Raw genomic sequence first — 21,643 nt, 5'->3', positions numbered from 1 at the left:
CCTTTTTCTATGGCAAAGCTCACCTTTTTTGTAAGTGAACACTTGTACACTTAGTTACAATTTCATAAGCTACTGTTTTTTAAAATTATAATTAGCACAAAATAACTATATACGACTTTAGTCGTATTCTACTTGCATTCTTCATGACACATAAATATTCAAAACCTATTTATTAAATGTACAGTCATTTTTATAACCCATTTCCATATTAAGCACCCCTGCTCACGAATTAATGCAAAGGACAATTGCCATGAATATTTCTGATAACAGCCCACAAGGCCAACTTTCGTCTCAACAGTTTTATCGTCAATACAGTGCTAATGCTTTACTTCCTGAACTAGATTGGCAAAGTATTTTCCCCCACAGCAAGCTCAATGAAGCAAACATTAAAGCATTAAATACAATTTATCAGTGTGCCGTCCCGCTGGCACTTAATGTATTTCATGATCTAAATTTTGATGTATTTGCACCTGCGGCTTATCATCCGCAAGGTTTAGGTTTATTTGATAAATTGGCACAACAAGAAGAAAATTTCTTAAAAGTTCTTAGCGCTGAAAGTGAAAATCTTGATCATGACACACGTCATCAAATCTGGAGCATGCTACTCCGTGGCGGTGCTGTACTCGTTTTCAAAGCTTGGCTTGGTCATGTCAAACTTGGCGAGAATCAGTTAGATATGACTCAGTTTGATGAATTATCTGACTTACTCTTTATTAAAACGCACCCCGATCAACTTGCTGAACGACTACATGTTGATGAAAAAGCAAAACTCGACCATATCTTCTTAATGTACGGCAATGACATTTTCCTTGATCGCTTTAACAGCCTAGAAACAGCTGCACTTTTTGTAGATTTAGGCGTTTATGACGCAGCCTTCTTAAGCTTACGTGATGACCGCGTGGCTGAATATTTAAAAATGAAAGGCTATGTGACTCAAGAACAAATTGATGATTTGCAATGTGCGCTTAACCCTTTGTACTGCGACAGCCTAACACCAAAGCAAGATTGCCTTGCTTAAGTGGCACACATAAAAAAGACCTCAATCGAGGTCTTTTTTCTTTTTAGATTTTCTTATCTTCAATATTGAGTGCGCTAATCGCCAATACGGCTTGTGTACGGTTTTGTACACCTAATTTTCTAAAGATAGCCGTTACGTGAGCTTTAATCGTTGCTTCTGAAACATCTAGCTCGTATGCAATCTGCTTATTTAACAAACCTTCCGCAACCATCATCAAAACACGGAATTGTTGAGGTGTTAATGATTGAATACGTTCAGCTAAAGCAGTTTCATCTGCTGCTCTTGGGTCAAGGTTAAGATTAGATGGCAAATTAGGTGGTAACCAGATATCACCTTCTAAGACTTGACGAATCGCTTCGCCAATATGGCTTGGATGAGCCGACTTAGGAATATAACCCATAGCGCCATGAGCAATCGCACGTTGAATGATTGAAGTTTCTTCATGTGCAGAAACAACAATAATCGGAATAGATGGATACTGTGCTCTTACATAAACCAGAGCCGAAAAGCCTGAAGCACCGGGTAGATTTAAATCGAGTAATACTAGATCAGGTTCTGCCCCATTTTCCAAACGCTCATAAAACTCATCAACCGAGGCTGTTTCATGAATTTGTGCCTGTGGCAGGCTATAACGTACTGCTTGAATTAAAGCATGACGAAACAAAGGATGATCATCAACGATTAAAATATTCATAAGCGATTAAAGTAATCTTGAGCATAAGTATGGCCTATTGTAACCCTACTATTTAGATGAAAGATACGTTCATCTTATCCATTTTTATGCAAAATGTTGATAAATGCAGAACTTAGCCAAGATTTTGAGATGTTTTTTAACTTTTAATCAAAATTAATCTGTTTTTTATATAAGCTTCCTTTTTATTATAAAAAATATATCACCTATAATTATATAAAATAAAAACAGCAACTTAATAGAAAAACAAAGTATAAAAATCCACTATTTATCTTTTATATTTAAAACTGATAAGGTTGACCAATTTCGTTATTTTACAGTTTACCGTCGTTGTTGATTAATAAGTCCAATCTCTTGTTTTAGGCTTAGGAACCAAATTATGACTGGTATCACATCACCAAAACCTTTAAATATCGTTGCTGTTTCTGGTGGATTAAATACCCCATCTAAAACGGAAAGTCTGGTTCAAGCCATTCTTGATGAATTATCAGAAGCAATCGATATTAAAGTTCACTTTATTAAATTAAGCGAAATCGGGCCTCTATTAGGCGGCGCATTTTATCGCAACCAACTTCCACAGCGTGTGCAAGATGACCTTGCAGCAGTTGAAGCAGCAGATGCTTTAATTGTAGGTACACCCGTTTACCGTGCTTCTTTTACAGGTCTTTTCAAACATTTCTTCGATTTTGTTGAACAGACTGCTTTAGTCGATGTGCCTGTACTTTTAGCAGCATCGGGCGGTAGTGATCGTCATGCACTCGTACTTGAACATCAACTACGTCCATTATTCAGTTTCTTCCAAGCACAAACTTTACCAATTGGCGTATATGCGACCGATCGTGACTTTACTCCTGAATATACGGTAAAAAGCGAGCAATTATCAGATCGTATTACGTTAGCAGTGGCACGCGCATTACCAATTTTAGAATGGGCGCCAGCGAAAGGTAAACGTGCTGAAGTGGTTAAATCTAAATCACAGCAAGCAAATCAAGAGCTTGGTATTAACAAGCAAATTGAACAAGAAGAAGTATTACCTTCAGCGGCTGTACCAGACCTTGATGCGGCAGAATCTCGTTTGCATCACAAGTCTGGCAAATCATTAACGCATGTTGCTTAAGCGCAATATCGCTAAATAAAAAGAACGAATGGGGAGAGCGAACCATGACGCAATTACAACAACCAATTAAATTTGCTTATTGGGTACCAAACGTAAGCGGTGGCCTTGTAGTGAGTAACATCGAACAGCGTACAGACTGGAGTTATGACTACAATATTCGACTTGCACAGGCTGCCGAAAACAATGGTTTTGAATATGCGCTCACCCAAATTCGTTTTACGGCTGGGTACGGGGCAGAAAACCAACATGAATCGGTAAGTTTCAGTCATGCATTACTAGCAAAAACTGAGAAACTTAAAGTCATTGCGGCTATTCTGCCCGGCCCTTGGAAACCGGCACTTGCCGCTAAACAACTTGCAACGATTGATTATTTAACTCAAGGCCGTATTGCGATTAACGTAGTGAGTGGCTGGTTCAGAGGTGAGTTTGATGCCATTGGTGAAGAGTGGCCAGAGCATGATGAACGTTATGTTCGCTCCGAAGAATTTATTCGTACACTAAAAGGAATCTGGACCACCGATAACTATAGTTTCGATGGTAAATATTACCAATTTCAGAATTACACACTTAAACCAAAACCTCTGCAAAAGCCTTATATCGAAGTTTTTCAAGGCGGTAGCTCACGTGCTGCACGTGACATGGCTTCTCGCGTGTCTGACTGTTATTTCACCAACGGCAATACTGTGGAAGAAATTCAAAAACAAGTCGAAGATATTCGTACTAAAGCAAAAGCCAATAACCATCATGTCAAAATTGGGGTAAATGCTTTCATTATTGCCCGAGATACCGAAGAAGAAGCAAAAGCGGTACTTCAAGAAATTATTGATAAAGCCAACACTGAAGCGGTAAATACGTTTGGAGATGCTACACGTGAAGCAGGTGCTGCTTCACCAGAGCAACAAGGTAACTGGGCAAAATCAACTTTTGAAGACTTAGTGCAATACAACGATGGCTTTAAAACCAATTTAATTGGTACGCCGCAGCAAATTGCAGAGCGTATTGTGGCACTCAAAAATGTAGGTGTTGATTTGATTCTTTCCGGATTTTTACACTTTATTGAAGAGGTGGAATATTTCGGAGAAAAAGTTCTGCCGCTCGTTCGTCAGTTAGAACTTCAACAGGAAAAGGAGGTAGAAATCCAAGCTAAATCAGCCTAAAAAACCCCAGTTAAAACAGCGCAAGATAATAAAAACAATAAATTAAAAATAAAGAATTTATTGGCTCCAAGACTCGGCTTGGAGCCTTTATTTTTTAAGATTTTTCGACTTCTCGAATCACAGTTTCAACTGAGTAACGGCACCATTTTGAAAGTTTTTCGATAAATTCATTTAAGGCAGCGGGTTCAAAATGGCTGACAATCATATAGCAAGCATTGCCCATGACTTTAAAGCATTCATCGATTTGTTCATATTGCTTAACCAAATTTTCAATTTCTTCAAATGCGCGTTGTTCATTTAAATGCAAGTGAATAAATTGTTTATGCGAATATTGAACAGCAATGGTGTAGTTTTTGATAACACCTGCATCCATTAACTGAGCAATTCGAGCACCCACCGCCTGTCCTGTTCGATGGACGCGCTGCCCAATGTCTTTATTTGTCAGACGAGAATCTTGTTTGAGTAATGCAATAATTTTTAGATCAATCGGGTCTAATTCAATATTCATTTTTCATGGTGAAAGAAAACTGGCGGTAATGCTTTCATCTGACTATAGCCAATTTTTCAAGCAGAGAATAATCTTGTTTTATCTCATATCAACAAGAGTGACCTCATGAAACAAGCTCTATTAGTTATCGATGTACAAAATGATTATTTTAAAAATGGCAAAATGGAATTGGTTGGACCAGAGCAAGCGCTCGATAAAATAAAGCAGCTTGAACAATATTTTAACGAGAAAAACTTGCCCATCATTTATGTGCAGCATATTAACCCGCCACAAGCGAGTTTCTTCCAAGAAAATACAGATGGGGTTTTACTTCACCCTGAACTCAGTGCTGGCAGTGATTCATTAATCGTGACAAAGCATTATCCAAACAGTTTTTTAGAAACCAATTTAGATGAACTTTTAAAAACACATCAAATTGAACAACTCGTGATTACAGGCATGATGACTCATATGTGTATTGATTCAGGGACTCGTGCAGCCAAAGAACTTGGCTATCAACCTATCTTAATTGCAGATGCAACCGCAACTCGCGATTTAAGCTATGCTGGGAAGACTACAAAAGCAGAGGACGTACAAACTGCTTTTTTAACTGCGCTGAGTACATTTGCAAATGTACAAAATACTGCTGACTTTTTATCAAACTCTTAATAAAACTTAATAAAAAAGCCCCATTTGGGGCTTTTTTTAAATTAGTTTTGCTTATCAGGATAAACCGTTGCAATTAACTGATCTACCACAGCAGGCTCAGCTAAGGTTGAAGTATCACCCAAACTATCTAATTCATTCGCTGCAATTTTTCTTAAAATACGGCGCATGATTTTACCCGAACGGGTTTTCGGTAATGCTGGTGCCCAATGCAGCGCATCTGGCGAAGCTACTGGCCCTAGTACTTTACGAACCCAGTTAATTAACTCTTTACGCAGCTCTTCCGACTCTGGAACGCCCGCTTGTAAGGTCACGAAAGTACAAATACCTTGCCCTTTAATATCATGCGGCATGCCCACCACTGCTGCTTCTGCGACTGATTCATGCGAAACAAGAGCACTTTCAATTTCAGCAGTACCCAAACGATGACCTGAAACGTTTAAGACGTCGTCAACACGACCTGTGATCCAGTAATAGCCATCTTCATCACGGCGAGCACCATCACCTGTAAAATAAGTATTTTTAAATGTCGAGAAATAAGCTTCAATAAAGCGGTCTGGATCACCCCAAATGGTACGCATCTGGCCTGGCCATGAATCTTTAATCACAAGATTACCTTCAACCGCACCTTCTAGCTCATTACCTTCACCATCCACAATGGCTGGCTGAACACCAAATAATGGGCGAGTTGCCGAACCTGGTTTTAAAGCTGTTGCCCCCGGCAATGGCGCAATCAAAATACCCCCTGTTTCAGTTTGCCACCATGTATCGACAATTGGACAGCGACCTTCACCCACGACATTGTAGTACCAGTTCCAAGCCTCAGGGTTAATTGGTTCACCAACCGAACCAAGTAAACGCAGGCTGCTACGGTTACTTTCACGTACAAACGAATCACCTTCTCGCATCATGGCGCGAATCGCGGTTGGGGCCGTATATAAAATAGAGACTTTATGTTTATCGACTACATGACCAAGACGTGCCCATGTTGGATACTGAGGGACACCCTCAAACATTAAGGTCGTAGTTCCATTTGCAAGTGGGCCATAGATCAGATAACTATGCCCTGTAATCCAACCGATATCAGCTGTACACCAATACACATCATCTTGTTTTAAATCAAATACCTCTTTAAAGGTACTGGTTACATAAACTAAGTAACCGCCTGTCGTATGCAACACACCTTTGGGTTTACCTGTCGAGCCCGATGTATAAAGAATAAATAAAGGGTCTTCTGCCTTCATTGGTTCTGGAGGACAGTTTGCATCAACCTCCATAATAATGAGGTGATACCACAAATCACGGCCCGGCTTCATTTCAATTGGGTTTGCATTACGGTAAACCACAATCACATTTTCAACACACTCAGTACCTGGCAATGCTAAAGCCAAATCAACATTTTCTTTAAGTGGTAATAGTTTTCCGGCACGTAGACTTGAGTCTGCGGTAATCACGAGTTTAGCTTGGCTGTCTTCAATACGACTTGCTAAAGAATCTGGCGAGAACCCACCAAATACCACACAGTGAACAGCACCAATACGGGCACAGGCCAACATGGCAATTGCAGCCTCAGTCACCATTGGCATATACAGTACAACGCGGTCACCTTTACCAATGCCATATTTCTTTAAAACGTTGGCAAAGCGGCAAACTTCATCGTGTAGTTCTTTATAAGAAACGATTTTATGACGAGAAGGATGGTCCCCTTCCCAAATAATTGCAGGTTTATGTGGATGTTCTTTAAGATGCCTGTCTAGGCAGTTTGCTGACACGTTCAACTCACCATCAGCAAACCATTCAATCTTGAAATTGTCTTTGTCAAAACTAGTATTTTTAACTTGGGTAAATGGCTTTATCCAATCGACAATTTTAGCTTGCTCTGCCCAGAATTCATCTGGGTTCTCGATAGAGTGTTGATAACGTTTAAAGTAGTCTGCTTCAACAGTACGAGCTGTTTTTTTAAATTCCTCTGGTACTGGATAGATCTCATTCATACGCAACTTCCTTGATCTTGTGCATCCCATCTCGAGACTGTGGCTATTATTTTACTGGATCTTATTTGCATGCCTTTGCAGTATGATGACTCTTTCAAAGCCTAGACAATGCGACTTTGGTCATATATTAACCACTTACTCAAGCATACGAAATTATGAACATTTTTATAAAATTAAGTTGATTTAAAACATTTGTCTATAGCTTTTACTTTTATAATTTTTTCAATATTTGATGGTTTTGATCATCAACAAAGATTATTTTGTCTCTCATATGCAACCTAGGAATAAAATAATATGTTTGCCCAAACAACTTCCTCACGCCCACCACAGCTGCCTTTAAAAGATAGCCCTTTTTCAATTCATGGCCGTTTTAACCGTATGAGTTATTTAGGTGGATATGGACTGATTTATTTAGTCACAATCGTGGGTTATTTTATTCTGGCCTCCTTTCTTGGCAGTTTTCAGCTTTCAAGTAATTTATTTAATTTTGAGTTTTATAGCTCTCTTTCTGGCCTCAGTGCTTTGGTGGTATGGGCTTTTTGGCTATTCCTGATTTATTTAAATGCTGTTCTCGTCGTGCGACGTTTGCATGATCTAAATAAAAGTGGTTGGATGGGATTACTACTATTCATTCCAGTTGTTCAGTTCTTTTTTATGATTTATTTACTGCTTGCCTCAGGTACGGCAGGTCCAAATCAATATGGTCCTTCTCGACCATCAACGTTCATAGAAAAGTTAATGGCTTGGTTTATTTTATTCGCTATTTTAATTAGCCTTATTTCTACCGCAGGCTTTTTTTACTACTTCTCTGGTACCGATACTATTCAAACCCCGTCACAAATCTTACAAAAAGGAACGGAATACTTTTAATTAAAAAACACTTTATTATTCAGATGAACTCATTATAGTAGGCGCACATTTTATCTCCTACTATGATGAAAGCCGATCATCGCTTTCATAATTTTTTAAAATAGAGACTTGTCGTGGCTGATGAACAAAAATCCTTAACGGATGTTGCAAAAAATACAGGCGAACTTTTGCAAGAAGCAGGTACTAAAACCACTCAAACGGTTTTAGCCCATACCGAAAAGTATCATGATGCCTATACCACTATTGATAAAATCGTGGATAGCTTCTGGGAACGTGTGCCTTATATTTGTATTGCGATTATCGTTTTTATTATTTTTTGGCTACTTACCAAATTATTTAAGTTCTTTGTTCGTAAAACCTTAGAAAATCGCTCTTATACGCGCCAAAACCTAGTGTTGGTTCTAAACCGGGTAGGAAGTACGACAATTTTATTTTTTGGATTCTTAATTGCACTTGTCATCATGATCCCAGGTTTTACACCAGGACAACTTATGAGCGCGTTAGGGATCGGTTCGGTCGCAATTGGTTTCGCATTTAAAGATATTTTCCAAAACTTGCTTTCAGGTATTTTGATTTTATTGAGCGAACCCTTCCGTATTGGCGATTCAATCGTGGTCAATTCACTTGAAGGAACTGTTGAAGATATCCAAATTCGTGCAACATTCTTACGTTCACCAGATGGCCGTCGTATTGTTATTCCAAATGCCACTGTTTATACGAGCGCTTTAACTGTAAATACGGCTTATCAGCAACGACGTTGTGAGTTTGTAGTCGGCATTGGATATGACGACGATGAACAAAAAGCTAAACAGATTATTTTAGATATTCTTAATAATGACCGAAATGTACTCAGTCAACCAGCTTTCTCGGTTAATGTTACAGCTTTGGCAGATTTCTCGGTTAACCTGACTGTCCGTTGGTGGGTTGATACTACTGAAACTGATATGTCCTCATCTACAAGCACAATTCAAGCTCAAGTAAAACAAGCTTTTAATGAGAACGGAATTAATATTCCTTACCCAATTCAGGAATTAAAAATGGCTTCAAATCAGCCACTTTTAAACCCAGAAGCATCAACTAAAGAGACGACCTAAAATATAAGAAATAGACGTTTCAGTTCTTAAAATACGGTTGCCTAAGCTCACAGCTTGGCAGCCGTTTTTTGTGAGCAAATCAACTTCATAGGGAATAAAGCCGCCTTCGGGTCCAACGACTACACTGCACGCATGCGGAATATTAACTGGCATGCTCTGCTCGGCATATGGATGAGCCACATAGGCGGGACTTTCCTTTGAAATTAAGTTTGGTAGAACATCTTCAACAAAAGGTTTAAAGCGTTTATATAATTGAATTTCAGGAACAATGGTGTCGCCTGCTTGCTCAAGCCCTAAAGTCACATAGTTATCAAGTTGTTGCAAAAATGGAGTTTGCCAATAGCTTTTATCTACCCGATAACTATGAATCAAACTAATTCTTTCAACACCTAGAGTCACACTATCCATAATTAAACGGCGTAAAACTTTGGGCCTTGGTAACGCTACGATTAAATGTACTGGAAGTTTTGCAGGTACTGCTTCATCACGAATAGGCCGTATACAAACTTCATGCTCATTCATCGAAACAATTTCAGTGGTATAACGTGCGCCATTACGAACACCAACTTTTAGATTTTGGCCAACCGTAATATCAAGATGTTCATGTAAATGCTGTAATTGGCGCTTTGAACGGATTGACCATAAATCTGACTGAACATCGTCAGATTCTAGTAAAACGATATTCATAGTTTTTCGGCCAAATACCGGTTAATTACACCAATATGCTTTTGTAATGAACCTTGGTTACGCTGCAAGACTTTATGCGCCTGCTCAACCACTTGTTGAGCCTGATCAGGTTCAGCTAAACATGCCATCCAGATTGCTACGACTTGCTCAGCATCTTGGGCAATGAGTACCCCATTTTCATCAATGAATTCATCAACGATGGTTTGGAAATTAAAGTAACGAGGTCCTATTACGGTCGGTACATTTAAAACCATAGGCTCTAAAATATTATGCCCACCACCCGGTTCATTAAGTGATCCCCCCACAAAACACACCTGACTTAAGGCATACCATAGCCAAAGCTCACCCATACTATCAGCTAGATAAACCTGTGTACTGGCGTGAATACTATGATTCATACTTCTACGATGAGTAATTAAATCTAGGTTTTGGCAAATTTCAAATACTTCATCAAAACGTTCAGGATGTCGAGGCACAACAATACAAACTAAATCTGGATCTGACTTGAGATAAGGTGCAAGTGCCTGCAAAATTTGTTGTTCTTCTGGCGCATGTGTACTGGCAATTGTTAGGACTTTACGCTGCCCCAAATACCATTGTTGTTGTAATTGCTCAGCCTGATTTATAAAAGCCTCTGGCGCATGGATATCAAACTTAATATTTCCAACTACCTGACTTTTTTGTTGATCTAAACCAAGTTCTACATAACGTTGTCGAGTCGCATTATCTTGTGCCAGCACCCAGTCAATTTGTTTCAGCATTCCTGCAGTTAGCCTTGAAACGCGGCTGTAACCTTTTGCTGATTTTTCTGATAATCGCGCATTTAATAATAAACAGGGAACCTGTTGTAGCTTGGCTTGATCAATTAAATTTGGCCAAAGCTCGGTCTCAACCAATGCTAAAAGCTTTGGCTGATATAACTCAAAAAATTGTTTTAAAAGATGCTTTTGATCAACAGGCAAATAAACTGCTTGAAATAAATCTAAATACGGCGCTTTTAAAAATAATGATTTAGCACGCGCCTGCCCAGTCTTTGTTGTATTCGTAACTAATACAGGTTGACCGAGTTTAAGATAATGCTCGATTAAAGGCTGTGCAGCATTGGTTTCCCCGACTGAAACAGCATGAAACCAGATCGCTTTTACATTCTTCGGTGCTTCAAACGGCCCAAATCTTTCAAGACATTCCTGATTATATAATTCCTGGCTTTCTGCACGTCTTTTTATCCGCCATTGGTAAAAAGGTTTTAATAAATGGAGTGCGGTGTTGTACCAAAAAGGGGTCGCCAAGCGGTTTGCCTCAAATAGTCAAAGTTTAAAACTGGGGAAAATATAACATAGATAGAAAAAATGGCAGAGTTTCGATACCTAAACTCTACCATTACAAGAAAAGCGATTTATTGAGCCCATAAATTAAAGAGGTCAGTAAATCATCTGTTCAAAAAATTACGAAGCTTCTAGTGCTGGATAGTCTGTATAACCTTCAGCACCTTTAGCATATAAAGTTGTTGCTTGAAGTTCATTTAATGGCAAGTCTTTTTCTAAACGCTGTAAAAGATCTGGGTTAGCAATATATGCTTTACCAAAAGATACAGCATCTGCCTGACCTTCACGCAAGATACGTTTTGCTGATTCTGGTGTTAGGTTCTCATTGGCAATCCATACACCATTAAATTTTTCGCGAAGTTTAGGACTAATACTATCAGCAGCTTCATATTCACGAGAGAAAATGAAAGCAACATTACGTTGGTTAAGTTGTTCAACTACATAACCAAAAGTTGCTAATGGGTTTTCATCTCCCATATCGTGTGAATCACCACGCGGTGCAATATGAACACCTACTCGGCCAGCGCCCCACACTTCAATAAATGCATCAACGACTTCTAATAATAAACGTGCACGGTTCTCAACAGGACCACCGTATTCGTCATCACGTTGGTTGGTATTACTTTGAAGGAACTGGTCAATTAAGTAACCGTTCGCTGCGTGTAATTCAACACCATCAAAACCTGCTGCTTTAGCCAGTTCTGCTGAATGTTTGTATTGAGCAATAACTTCTTGAATCTCTTCAATTGAAAGTGCACGCGGTGTTACATAAGGACGTTTAGGACGTAATAAACTCACTTCACCCGCAGGTTGAATTGCACTTGGTGCAACAGGAATATCACCGTCTAAAAGTTCAGGATGCGAAATACGGCCTACATGCCAAAGTTGAGCGACAATTTTTGAACCTTGAGCATGAACTGCCTCAATAATTTTATTCCAAGCTTGTGCCTGCTCTTGTGACCATAATCCTGGGGTGTCTGCGTAACCCACAGTTTTTGAACCAATCACTGTTGCTTCAGTCAAAATTAGACCAGCATTTGCACGTTGTTGATAGTATTCAACCATTAAATCATTAGGCACTCGGCTTTCACCACTACGCGCACGCGTTAATGGAGCCATTACCAATCGATTTTTGATTTCAAAATCACCAACCGTTAAAGAAGTATTGAGTTCAGCCATAATCGCCTCGACTTACACTTTTAATAATTTAAAGTGTTTGTTTTAAATGTTCGATATATTGCTGAATCAAAGCTTCGTTACGTGAAAAATAAGACCATTGACCATATTTTTGGACCTGAATAAGCCCCGCCTGCTGTAATACAGACAAATGATTAGACATCGTAGACTGAGCTACTTTACCCAAACGTTCAATATGACCTGCACAAACACCCTTCTCAAAACTACCACCACATTCTTCCACCGGTAAATAATGTGCAGGTTCTTTTAACCATTGCAAAATTTGCCGACGTAGAGGGTTGGAAAGGGCTTTGCTAATTGCATCAATATCCATAGGCTCAACACGTCTTTTAAACGAACAAAGCTTTGTTCAGCATTTCGAAAACATAATATCGCATTTTTTCGATATTCATATCTATTTTTTTCGATATTCATATCGCATTTTTTCGATTAACATTCGAAGGCTGAACTGCTTTGCCGTTTTAATCGCTAAAAATCCAAGAGTTCTACATATTCATAGATGAACTGTATTTAAACTAAAAGTTCAGCAGACTCTTATAAACCTTGTTTTAAACTCGCTTCGATAAAACGATCAAGGTCACCATCAAGAACAGCACCTGTATTAGAGTTTTCAACCCCCGTACGTAAATCTTTAATACGAGAATCATCTAATACATATGAACGAATTTGGCTTCCCCAACCAATATCAGACTTCGAGTCTTCTAGAGCTTGAGCTGCTTCATTACGTTTTTGCATTTCTAATTCATATAAACGCGCACGTAACTGTTTCCATGCATGGTCACGGTTAGCATGTTGCGAACGCTGGTTCTGACATGCCACCACAATACCTGTTGGGATGTGGGTCAAACGTACAGCCGAGTCGGTTTTGTTAATATGCTGACCACCTGCACCAGACGCACGGTAAGTATCGGTACGAACATCAGAAGGATTGATATCAATTTCAATATTGTCATCAACTTCTGGTGAAATAAATACCGCAGAGAATGAAGTGTGACGACGGTTGCCACTGTCAAATGGTGATTTACGAACTAAACGGTGTACACCTGACTCTGTGCGTAACCAACCGTAGGCATATTCACCTTCAACACGAATCGTTGCTGATTTAATACCAGCTACGTCACCATCAGACACTTCCATAAGTTCTGCTTTAAAGCCATGACGTTCAATCCAGCGCATATACATACGTAAAAGCATAGACGCCCAATCTTGTGCTTCTGTACCACCTGAACCTGATTGAATCTCTACATAGCAAGGATTCGGGTCCATCGGGTTACTAAACATACGACGGAATTCAAGTTTAGCCAGTTCATCTTCGGCAGCACCAAGCTCCGACTGAACATCTTCAAGCAGGCTTTCATCGTCGGCTTCTACAGCCAAATCTAACATCGCTTTTGCATCTTCAAGCTGTGTAGATAAGCCATCCAATACATTAATAACGTTTTCTAATTCGCCCTTTTCTTTCGCCATCGCCTGAGCGCGGCTTTGATCATTCCAGATCGCAGGGTCTTCTAACTCACGTAAAACTTCTTCTAAACGTTCTTTTTTCAGATCGTAGTCAAAGATACCCCCGTAGTGTTTGGCTACGATCAGTTAAGTCTTTCAATTGGTTTAGATAAGGATTAATTTCCACGCGAGTGTTCCCATAAGAGCAGATAAACAGTCAATTATTTTAGCATAGCTGCGGTTATCTACGAACCCGCTTTGTATTTCTCATCATATTTCATCAATTTGATTTATAAATTTTCTTCAGTTCAATTTAAGATTAATTGGTAACATCCTCATACAAAATTGGGTACTTTTACAGCATTTTTTATGATCTACACAAAATATCCTCAATTTTAATAAAATAAAACATTATGTTTTTATATTTTAAAATCAATAGCTTAAATTAAATTAGTTTACATAAATATCACACGGTTACAGTACGGTTACTTGCGCAAGATTGACGACAAAGCTTTTTCGTCTAGACTAAAAGTTGTAACAAAACATTTATAAAATCGCTTTTTAGAGGGGAGAGATTCCATGAAAAAACTAGCAATTGCATCAGCTCTTTTATCTGCACTCGCAGTGAGTGGCGCAGCAAACGCTTACCAAGCTGAAGTTGGTGGTTCTTACAATTATCTTGATCCAGACAACGGTAGCAGCGTAAGTAAATTCGGTGTTGACGGGACTTATTACTTTAATCCTGTTCAAACTCGTAACGCTCCACTTGCTGAAGCAGCTTTCTTAAGCCGTGCAAGTAACGTTAACGCCCTTATCAACTATGGCGATAACAGCGGTACAAAAGATACTCAGTATGGCGTAGGTGTTGAATATTACGTTCCTAACTCAGATTTCTACCTTAGCGGTGATGTAGGTCGAAATGAGCGTGAAATTGATAACACTAATTACGACCAAAAAGTAACTACTTATGCAGCTGAAGTAGGTTATTTACCAGCTCCAGGTTTATTACTTGCTCTAGGTGTTAAAGGCTACGACGAAAAAGACGGTAAAGACGGCGCTGATCCAACAGTTCGTGCTAAATACGTAACTCAAGTAGGTCAACATGACGTAAACCTTGAAGCGTTCGGTGCATTCGGTGACCTAGACGAATATAAAGTTCGTGGTGACTACTACATCGACAAAACTTTAAGTGTTGGTGCTGATTACTACAACAACGACTTAACTGATAAAGATGAATTTGGTATCAATGCTAAAAAATTCTTAAATCAGCAAGTAAGTGTTGAAGGCCGTGTTGGATTTGGTGATAACGACAACACTTATGGTGTTCGTGCAGCATACCGCTTCTAATCAAGCCTAAAGTCATAAAAAAATCCGCTCAATTGAGCGGATTTTTTTATTGGTTTAAATGTACGATGCGTAATTGTAAATTCACATTACCATTAAATGCATTACGATCTATTTCATAGACCAAATGTACATGATCACGCATTGGGTCAAACTCAAAACGACCCACTGCATTAAAAGCAATTGCATCAAAACTGTATTGGTCGAGTGCCAACTTAAGTTTCAAATGCGTTTCTTTAAGCCAGCGATAATCAACAACTTTAAAATGCCCCTCAAACTGAGGAAAAGGGAATTTTTGTCCCCAAGGCCCCAACTGTTCTATCCAATCTAATGTATTTAGTTGCAAAGCCGAAGCAGGGAGTTCTCCATCCGTCCATAGCGTTGCTTGAAACAAAGATTCTTCCATTGCTGCAATGCAATTGGTAAATGCTGTTTTAAAAGCTTCGAAGTTTTCTTTACGTATGGTTAAACCTGCTGCTGCTGCATGACCACCAAAATGGCTCACCAATTCTGGATGTTGTTCAGCAACCTGTTCAATCGTATCTCGAATATGCACCCCATCAATTGAACGTGCAGACCCTTTTATATGAATACCATCTTCATCAGGTGCAAACACAATAGTGGGACGATGAAACTGCTCTTTTAAACGCCCCGCTACAATTCCAATCACACCTTGATGCCAGTTTTCTTCGAAGAGTATAAGAGCTGGAGGAACGTCTTCCTTTGAGAGCTGCAAGCTATCTAAAGCAGACAAGGCTTGTTGCTTCATCTCCCCTTCGATTTGACGGCGCTCTATATTTAATTGATTTAACTGTCTCGCGATTGGATAGGCAGATTCCATAGTGTCAGCTAATAAACATTCAATGCCTATACGCATGCTCTCCATGCGTCCAGCAGCGTTAATACGCGGACCTAAAACAAAACCTAAATCTTGTGCACGCAAAGAAGACGCCTCACGGCCAGCAATATCTAGCAACGCCAATATTCCGACTCGGCATTGATGTTGTTGAATACGTTTTACGCCCGCATCAACCAAAATACGGTTGTTATAATCTAGAACAGCAACATCCGCATACGTTCCCAAAGCAACCAAGTCTAGATATTGAGTGACTTTACTTGTACTTTTGTTTTGCTTGTTACGTAAGCTTGCTAAATTGGCCAGTACATAAAATGCAACTCCAACACCTGCAAGCGCCTTACTTGGGAACTCACAACCTAACTGATTTGGGTTTACAACGGCTTCTGCAAGCGGTGTTTCTTTAGTGGTTAAATGGTGATCTGTAATAACCACTTGCATGCCCAGTGCATGTGCCGCATCAACACCAGCATGGCTGGAAATCCCATTATCGACAGTAATTAATAAATCGGGTTGATAAGTTTGATGTGCAAGCTCTGCAATTGCAGGGGTTAGTCCATAACCGTATTTAAATCGGTCTGGAACCAAATAGTCAACTTGTGCTCCCATATCGCGAAGCACCAATACCATTAAAGCTGTACTGGTTGCGCCATCGGCATCGTAATCACCGACAATAACAATTTTTTTCTGCTCATCAATGGCGTGATCTATTAATGCCACAGCAGTTTCTAATCCCTTGAGCTGTGGAGCTAATAAATTCTTAAGCTTTAATTCTAATTCCTGTTCAGATTGTACCCCACGCCTTGCCAAAATTTCGGCAATAAACGGAGGCACGCCCTGAAACTGTTCAGGGCGTGTCAATAAAGGTCTTTGTTTGATTTGTATTTTTGTCATTTAAGGCATCAGTCGGTGCAACGTCCATTGACCGTCGATTTTTTCATAACTCAAGCGGTCATGTAAACGATTTGGTCGTCCTTGCCAGAATTCATAATAATCTGGCTGCAAACGATAACCTCCCCAGAACTCTGGCTTATCAAGCACTTCACGACTTGTAACTTGCTGTTGTAGGTCTTGAAAACGTTGCTGTAACAGCTCTCGGCTTTCAATCTTACCACTTTGCGGAGTACTGATATGCGCTGCAATCTGGCTATCACGTGGTCGTTTACGATAGTAATCTGTAGATTCTTGCTCAGCAATTTTGACTACATGACCACCAACTCGCACCTGACGCTCTAGACTTGGCCAGTAAAATAATAATTCGGCATATGGGTTTTCTGCCAAATCGATACCTTTTTGACTGTCGTAGTTAGTATAAAAATCATACCCAGCTTCTGTAGCCCCACGTAACAAAACTGTTCGAACATGAGGTCTGCCATTCGCGCTTGCTGTCGCTAATGACATTGCATAGGGTTCATGCAAATTGGCTGCTAGAACATGGTTAAACCAACCAAGAAACTGCTGATGAGGATTAGATTCAACTTGCCCCTCATGCAATTCTCCTTGCTCGTAGCTTAAGCGTAATTCACTTAAATCTTTAATGACATCACTCATGTCATGCACCTTATGCGACTTGTGCTTGTGAACGAACTGAATCTGCTAAATGCTGAGCTAAAGCATTCACTTCTTGCTCATCATCACCTTCGACCATAACACGAATTACAGGCTCTGTTCCTGACTTACGAATCAAGATTCGTCCACGTCCTTTGAGCTGTGCTTCTGCTTTATCAAACTCGGCAACCAATGCAGGAATAGAATACGGATCAAGCATTTGTTCTAAACGTACATTCACAAGAATTTGCGGGAATAATTTAAAGTCTTGAACCAGTTCATGAAGAGCCTTATTTTGCTCGACCATCACGGTTAAAACTTGAAGTGCTGCAATAATCGCATCACCTGTCGTACTCTTGTCTAAAGTTAGAATATGGCCAGATGGTTCCCCACCAGTAACCCAACCATTTTCTTCTAGGGCTTGTAATACATAACGGTCACCAACCTTAGCACGAACAAAACCAACATTCGCTTTTTCAAGTGCGACTTCGAGTGCCATGTTACTCATGACAGTACCCACTACGCCTGCTGGCTTATTTTGAGCCTGAGTCGCTAAAATATATAAGATATGGTCACCATCAATTAAGTTACCAAACTTATCCACCATCACGACACGGTCAGCATCACCATCAAAGGCAATCCCTAAATCTGCTTCGTGCTCAACTACAGCTTTTTGTAGTTTTTCAGGATGTGTTGAACCACAACCTTCATTAATATTTAGGCCATCTGGCTCATTATATAAAGCAACAACTTTTGCCCCTAACTCACGGAAAACTGAAGGGCCAACGCTATACGCCGCACCATGAGCACAGTCCAACACAATCTTTAAATTATTTAAGTCAAAGTGGTAGGGGAAAGTAGATTTACAAAATTCGATATAGCGACCATTCGCGTCATTTACACGAACACTTTTACCTAAGTTTGCCGTGTCCTCAATAAACAAATCTTTTTCTAATTCGAGGTTAATTTCTTCTTGTAGAGCATCTGGTAATTTTTTACCTTCGCTTGAGAAAAATTTAATACCATTATCAAAATATGGGTTATGTGATGCAGAAATCACGATACCTGCATGCGCATGTAAAGCACGAGTAAGGTGCGCAATTGCTGGGGTCGGTAATGGGCCAAGCAAATGAACATATACGCCAGCAGCGTTTAACCCCGCCTGCAAAGCAGACTCTAAAATATAACCAGATAAACGAGTGTCTTTTCCTAATACAACAAGTGGCTTATTTTTTGGACTCGTTCGTTTTAATACCTTCCCTGCAGCAAAACCGAGTTTTAAAGCAAACTCTGGGGTAATAGGCATTTGCCCAAATTTTCCACGAATACCATCCGTTCCAAAATAACTCATAGCTTATCTCATTTTTACGCCACTTCAGCCGTGGCTTACTTCATATATGGCAATTCCGCCATATCTCTTTTCGTCAGATTTACTTTACACCAAAAACAAAAAGCCGTCAGTGTAATGACGGCTTTCTTCATTGTTTTGGTTACGAAAATCTAACCAACACGATAGTTTGGAGCTTCTTTAGTAATCGTTACATCATGAACATGTGACTCAGACATGCCTGCTGAAGTAATTTTCACAAATTTCGCATTTTGGCGAAGATCTTCAATCACAGCTGAACCTGTATAACCCATCGATGAACGTAAACCACCCATCATTTGATGAACGATGTTACCCATTGGGCCTTTATATGGAACACGGCCTTCGATTCCTTCTGGTACTAACTTCTCAGCACCCGCTTTTGAATCTTGGAAATAACGGTCAGCAGAACCAGTTGCTCCCGCCATTGCACCTAATGAACCCATACCACGATATGCTTTGTAGTAACGACCTTGGAAAAACTCAACTTCGCCCGGCGCTTCTTCAGTACCCGCAAGTAATGAACCAACCATGATCGTACTTGCACCCGCACCGATCGCTTTTGCCATATCGCCAGAGAAGCGGATACCGCCATCTGCAATTAAAGGAATTTGATCTTTTAGTGCACTAGCAACGCTGTCAATCGCAGAAATTTGTGGCATACCGATACCAGCCACAATACGTGTTGTACAGATAGAACCAGGGCCAATACCTACTTTTACAGCATCTGCACCTGCATCTAATAATGCTAATGCAGCATCACCAGTTGCAATGTTGCCACCAATCACTTGTACTTGAGGGAAGTTTTGTTTCACCCAACGTACACGTTCAATTACACCAGCAGAGTGGCCATGCGCTGTATCAACAACAATTACGTCAACACCAGCTTCAACCAATGCTTCCACACGACTTGGTGTATCAGCACCAGTACCTACCGCAGCACCAACACGTAAACGACCAAGATCATCTTTACAACTGTTTGGATAGCTCTCAGCTTTGCGGAAGTCAGTTACTGTAATTAAGCCTTTAAGTTCGTTGCTCTCACCAACAACCAAGACTTTTTCAATACGGTGTTTTTGCAATAATGCTTGAATATTTTCTTTAGACTCGCCTTCACGTACAGTGACTAAACGATCTTGACCTGTCATGATGTTGCTAACAGGTTGTTCTAAATTGGTTTCAAAACGCGTATCACGGCCTGTCACAATACCAACAACCTTGCCGTCTTTAACAACAGGTACACCACTAATGTTATTAGCGCTGGTAATTGCGATGAGTTCACGTACTGTAGTTTCAGGCGTTACAGTGATTGGATCTTTCACCATACCCGCTTCGAATTTTTTCACACGGCGTACTTCTGCAGCTTGAGCAGCAATATCCATGTTTTTGTGCAAAATCCCGATACCACCATTTTGTGACATCGCAATCGCCATACGTGACTCAGTCACTGTATCCATTGCCGCTGAAACTAATGGGATATTTAAATGAATGCCGCGAGTTAAACGTGTCTTTAAAGAGACATCTTTTGGGAGAACAGTAGAGTAGGCAGGAAGTAATAAGACATCATCGAAGGTTAGCGCTTCTTGAACGATGGTCAGCATAACAATCTCACTGGTAAATTCCGTGAGCTATTATAAACAAATTTCAATGCAATTTTCATATTATCTTTGCCTTTTTCAGCAATAGATATAGAGCTTCTCCAAATAATTCCCACTTATTATCGTTTTAACGTTATTTTTTAATCGAGGTTTTTTGCAACCCAGAATTTTATCTGGGTTGATCATTAGACATAATATTTAGGTAGGGCAGCTAAAAATTTGCTCAGTCATTAAATCTACGCCGCATGGCAAGGTCTCAATCCAGTCCAAAAACTGGTTAATCATTTCTTTACCAATAAATGGACTACCATGCTGAGGCACAATCATCTCAATATCCATCTGGCGCACCATGTTGACCCACAAACGGATAACTTTATTGGAACACATATAGCGTTGGTGAAAAGCCTTCATTTTCATGACGTGCGTATCGAAATCTTTTAAAGGCTGATTAGCATCTTCAACAATCGAGGCACCCATATCGCCAGAAAATAAAATTTTGGCAACGGGATCATAAAACTGAAAATTACCGACCGAATGTAGAAAATGTGCTGGAACCATGACAAGCTTTGATTCACCTAATTGAATCACTTGACCACAATCTGGCAGCTCAATAAGACGGTCTTCCCAATTTCCTTTCATCCGCTCACTCATAAATGATGAATTTAAGTGAGGTAAAAATCGCGCCCATAATTTAGAGGCAACCACTTTAGCATCGGTATAAACCAGCCAGCGTGGCATTGAAGTAATAATGTCCGGATCTTGATGAGAGGCCATCACATAGTCCAGATTTTTCAAACGTGTATATTTATTTAATTCCATCGTTAATGGAACGTAGGTCAAATCGCCACCTGGGTCGATTACAGCAGCGCGTTCATGATCAATAATTAAAAATTGATTGGCTTGGATGCCTTCCCCTTTAACCAAGCTGGTAAAACTAATACATTTATGTACGCCATTATCAAATAATATCTGCGATGTTGTTTTTTCAAACCCCATACAATTCCCCAAAAAAACTTTAAATATTAGATATTTTTTATATCCATACTAAAATAAAGGGATTCAGTAACTCTTGCAATAAACTACTTTATTTTTCTAATAATATTTTAAAATTGATTTTGCTTTTCTTATTTTATAAATGAATCATAATGTTATTTAAAATTATCCCACAATAAATTAAAATAATTC

At 39.6% G+C, this 21,643-nt stretch carries 20 protein-coding genes; 7 read left to right on the top strand and 13 right to left on the bottom strand.

Annotated features, from left to right (window positions below; translation table 11 throughout):
- Nucleotides 1–250 precede the first annotated feature (250 nt).
- Nucleotides 251–1,018, top strand: a complete 768-nt coding sequence (locus KIP84_RS00910) for a hypothetical protein (protein ID WP_032006609.1) — start codon at nt 251–253, stop codon at nt 1,016–1,018.
- A 43-nt stretch (nt 1,019–1,061) separates the two neighbouring features.
- Here KIP84_RS00910 and KIP84_RS00905 read toward each other — a convergent pair whose 3' ends face one another.
- Nucleotides 1,062–1,712 (bottom strand): response regulator transcription factor, encoded by a 651-nt coding sequence (locus KIP84_RS00905; RefSeq protein ID WP_002122041.1) that lies wholly within the window; start codon nt 1,710–1,712, stop codon nt 1,062–1,064.
- 376 nt (nt 1,713–2,088) lie between these two features.
- Between KIP84_RS00905 and msuE the strand changes: the two genes are divergently transcribed.
- Together msuE and sfnG are read left to right on the top strand one after the other, a co-directional pair.
- Nucleotides 2,089–2,826 carry an FMN reductase gene (msuE, locus tag KIP84_RS00900; protein ID WP_005066848.1) on the top strand — a complete coding sequence of 246 codons (738 nt, stop codon included), beginning with the start codon at nt 2,089–2,091 and terminating at the stop codon, nt 2,824–2,826.
- Nucleotides 2,827–2,870: 44 nt separating this feature from the next.
- Nucleotides 2,871–3,983, top strand: a complete 1,113-nt coding sequence (gene sfnG, locus KIP84_RS00895) for a dimethylsulfone monooxygenase SfnG (RefSeq protein ID WP_213689153.1) — start codon at nt 2,871–2,873, stop codon at nt 3,981–3,983.
- 94 nt (nt 3,984–4,077) lie between these two features.
- Here sfnG and KIP84_RS00890 read toward each other — a convergent pair whose 3' ends face one another.
- Nucleotides 4,078–4,491, bottom strand: a complete 414-nt coding sequence (locus KIP84_RS00890) for a winged helix-turn-helix transcriptional regulator (RefSeq protein ID WP_014207916.1) — start codon at nt 4,489–4,491, stop codon at nt 4,078–4,080.
- 105 nt (nt 4,492–4,596) lie between these two features.
- On the opposite strand from KIP84_RS00890, the gene KIP84_RS00885 reads away from it, so the two are divergent.
- Nucleotides 4,597–5,139: a cysteine hydrolase family protein gene (locus KIP84_RS00885; protein WP_119685235.1), complete on the top strand. Its 543-nt coding sequence runs from the start codon at nt 4,597–4,599 to the stop codon at nt 5,137–5,139.
- A gap of 41 nt (nt 5,140–5,180) precedes the next feature.
- On the opposite strand, the gene acs is transcribed toward KIP84_RS00885, so the two are convergent.
- Nucleotides 5,181–7,130 (bottom strand): acetate--CoA ligase, encoded by a 1,950-nt coding sequence (acs, locus tag KIP84_RS00880; RefSeq protein WP_002121838.1) that lies wholly within the window; start codon nt 7,128–7,130, stop codon nt 5,181–5,183.
- Nucleotides 7,131–7,424: 294 nt separating this feature from the next.
- On the opposite strand from acs, the gene KIP84_RS00875 reads away from it, so the two are divergent.
- Entirely contained in the window at nt 7,425–8,000 is a 576-nt protein-coding gene (locus KIP84_RS00875) for a DUF805 domain-containing protein (protein ID WP_213689152.1), read from the top strand.
- Between the two features lie 113 nt (nt 8,001–8,113).
- Nucleotides 8,114–9,094, top strand: a complete 981-nt coding sequence (locus KIP84_RS00870; RefSeq protein ID WP_002121934.1) for a mechanosensitive ion channel family protein — start codon at nt 8,114–8,116, stop codon at nt 9,092–9,094.
- Here the strand turns inward: KIP84_RS00870 and KIP84_RS00865 are convergent.
- From KIP84_RS00865 to prfB, 5 genes are all read right to left on the bottom strand, one after another.
- Nucleotides 9,074–9,781 carry a 16S rRNA (uracil(1498)-N(3))-methyltransferase gene (locus tag KIP84_RS00865; RefSeq protein WP_213689151.1) on the bottom strand — a complete coding sequence of 236 codons (708 nt, stop codon included), beginning with the start codon at nt 9,779–9,781 and terminating at the stop codon, nt 9,074–9,076. The genes KIP84_RS00870 and KIP84_RS00865 overlap by 21 nt on opposite strands.
- Nucleotides 9,778–11,070, bottom strand: a complete 1,293-nt coding sequence (locus tag KIP84_RS00860) for a 3-deoxy-D-manno-octulosonic acid transferase (RefSeq protein WP_213689150.1) — start codon at nt 11,068–11,070, stop codon at nt 9,778–9,780. The genes KIP84_RS00865 and KIP84_RS00860 overlap by 4 nt, the downstream gene beginning before the upstream one ends.
- 156 nt (nt 11,071–11,226) lie before the next feature.
- Entirely contained in the window at nt 11,227–12,285 is a 1,059-nt protein-coding gene (locus tag KIP84_RS00855) for an alkene reductase (RefSeq protein WP_213689149.1), read from the bottom strand.
- Nucleotides 12,286–12,313: 28 nt separating this feature from the next.
- A complete protein-coding gene (locus KIP84_RS00850; RefSeq protein ID WP_002121891.1) occupies nt 12,314–12,616 on the bottom strand; it encodes a helix-turn-helix transcriptional regulator in 303 nt (100 codons plus the stop codon).
- A gap of 221 nt (nt 12,617–12,837) precedes the next feature.
- A protein-coding gene (prfB, locus tag KIP84_RS00845; protein WP_099475557.1) for a peptide chain release factor 2 occupies nt 12,838–13,933 on the bottom strand; the annotation gives its coding sequence in 2 pieces (ribosomal slippage) (nt 12,838–13,860 and nt 13,862–13,933; 1,095 coding nt in all).
- 392 nt (nt 13,934–14,325) lie between these two features.
- Here prfB and KIP84_RS00840 point away from each other — a divergent pair.
- Nucleotides 14,326–15,093 (top strand): putative porin, encoded by a 768-nt coding sequence (locus KIP84_RS00840; protein WP_002121889.1) that lies wholly within the window; start codon nt 14,326–14,328, stop codon nt 15,091–15,093.
- Between the two features lie 46 nt (nt 15,094–15,139).
- Here the strand turns inward: KIP84_RS00840 and recJ are convergent, their stop codons facing one another.
- The 5 genes from recJ to KIP84_RS00815 form a co-directional block, all read right to left on the bottom strand.
- Nucleotides 15,140–16,840, bottom strand: coding sequence for a single-stranded-DNA-specific exonuclease RecJ (gene recJ, locus KIP84_RS00835; RefSeq protein ID WP_213689148.1), 1,701 nt, complete (start codon nt 16,838–16,840; stop codon nt 15,140–15,142).
- Nucleotides 16,841–17,497 carry a pyridoxamine 5'-phosphate oxidase gene (pdxH, locus tag KIP84_RS00830; RefSeq protein ID WP_213689147.1) on the bottom strand — a complete coding sequence of 219 codons (657 nt, stop codon included), beginning with the start codon at nt 17,495–17,497 and terminating at the stop codon, nt 16,841–16,843. It abuts the gene before it with no gap.
- A gap of 10 nt (nt 17,498–17,507) precedes the next feature.
- The gene (gene glmM / locus KIP84_RS00825; protein ID WP_032004989.1) at nt 17,508–18,845 is read right to left on the bottom strand and encodes a phosphoglucosamine mutase; all 1,338 of its coding nucleotides are present in this window, start codon (nt 18,843–18,845) and stop codon (nt 17,508–17,510) included.
- 149 nt (nt 18,846–18,994) lie between these two features.
- Nucleotides 18,995–20,461, bottom strand: a complete 1,467-nt coding sequence (guaB, locus tag KIP84_RS00820; protein ID WP_002121951.1) for an IMP dehydrogenase — start codon at nt 20,459–20,461, stop codon at nt 18,995–18,997.
- A gap of 195 nt (nt 20,462–20,656) precedes the next feature.
- Nucleotides 20,657–21,454 (bottom strand): MBL fold metallo-hydrolase, encoded by a 798-nt coding sequence (locus KIP84_RS00815; protein WP_213689146.1) that lies wholly within the window; start codon nt 21,452–21,454, stop codon nt 20,657–20,659.
- Nucleotides 21,455–21,643: the final 189 nt, after the last annotated feature.

The sequence above is a fragment of the Acinetobacter sp. BHS4 genome (assembly GCF_018454425.1).
In the GTDB taxonomy this organism is placed as follows: Bacteria; Pseudomonadota; Gammaproteobacteria; order Pseudomonadales; family Moraxellaceae; genus Acinetobacter; species Acinetobacter pittii.
This window is presented reverse-complemented; position numbering and strand designations above follow the sequence as displayed.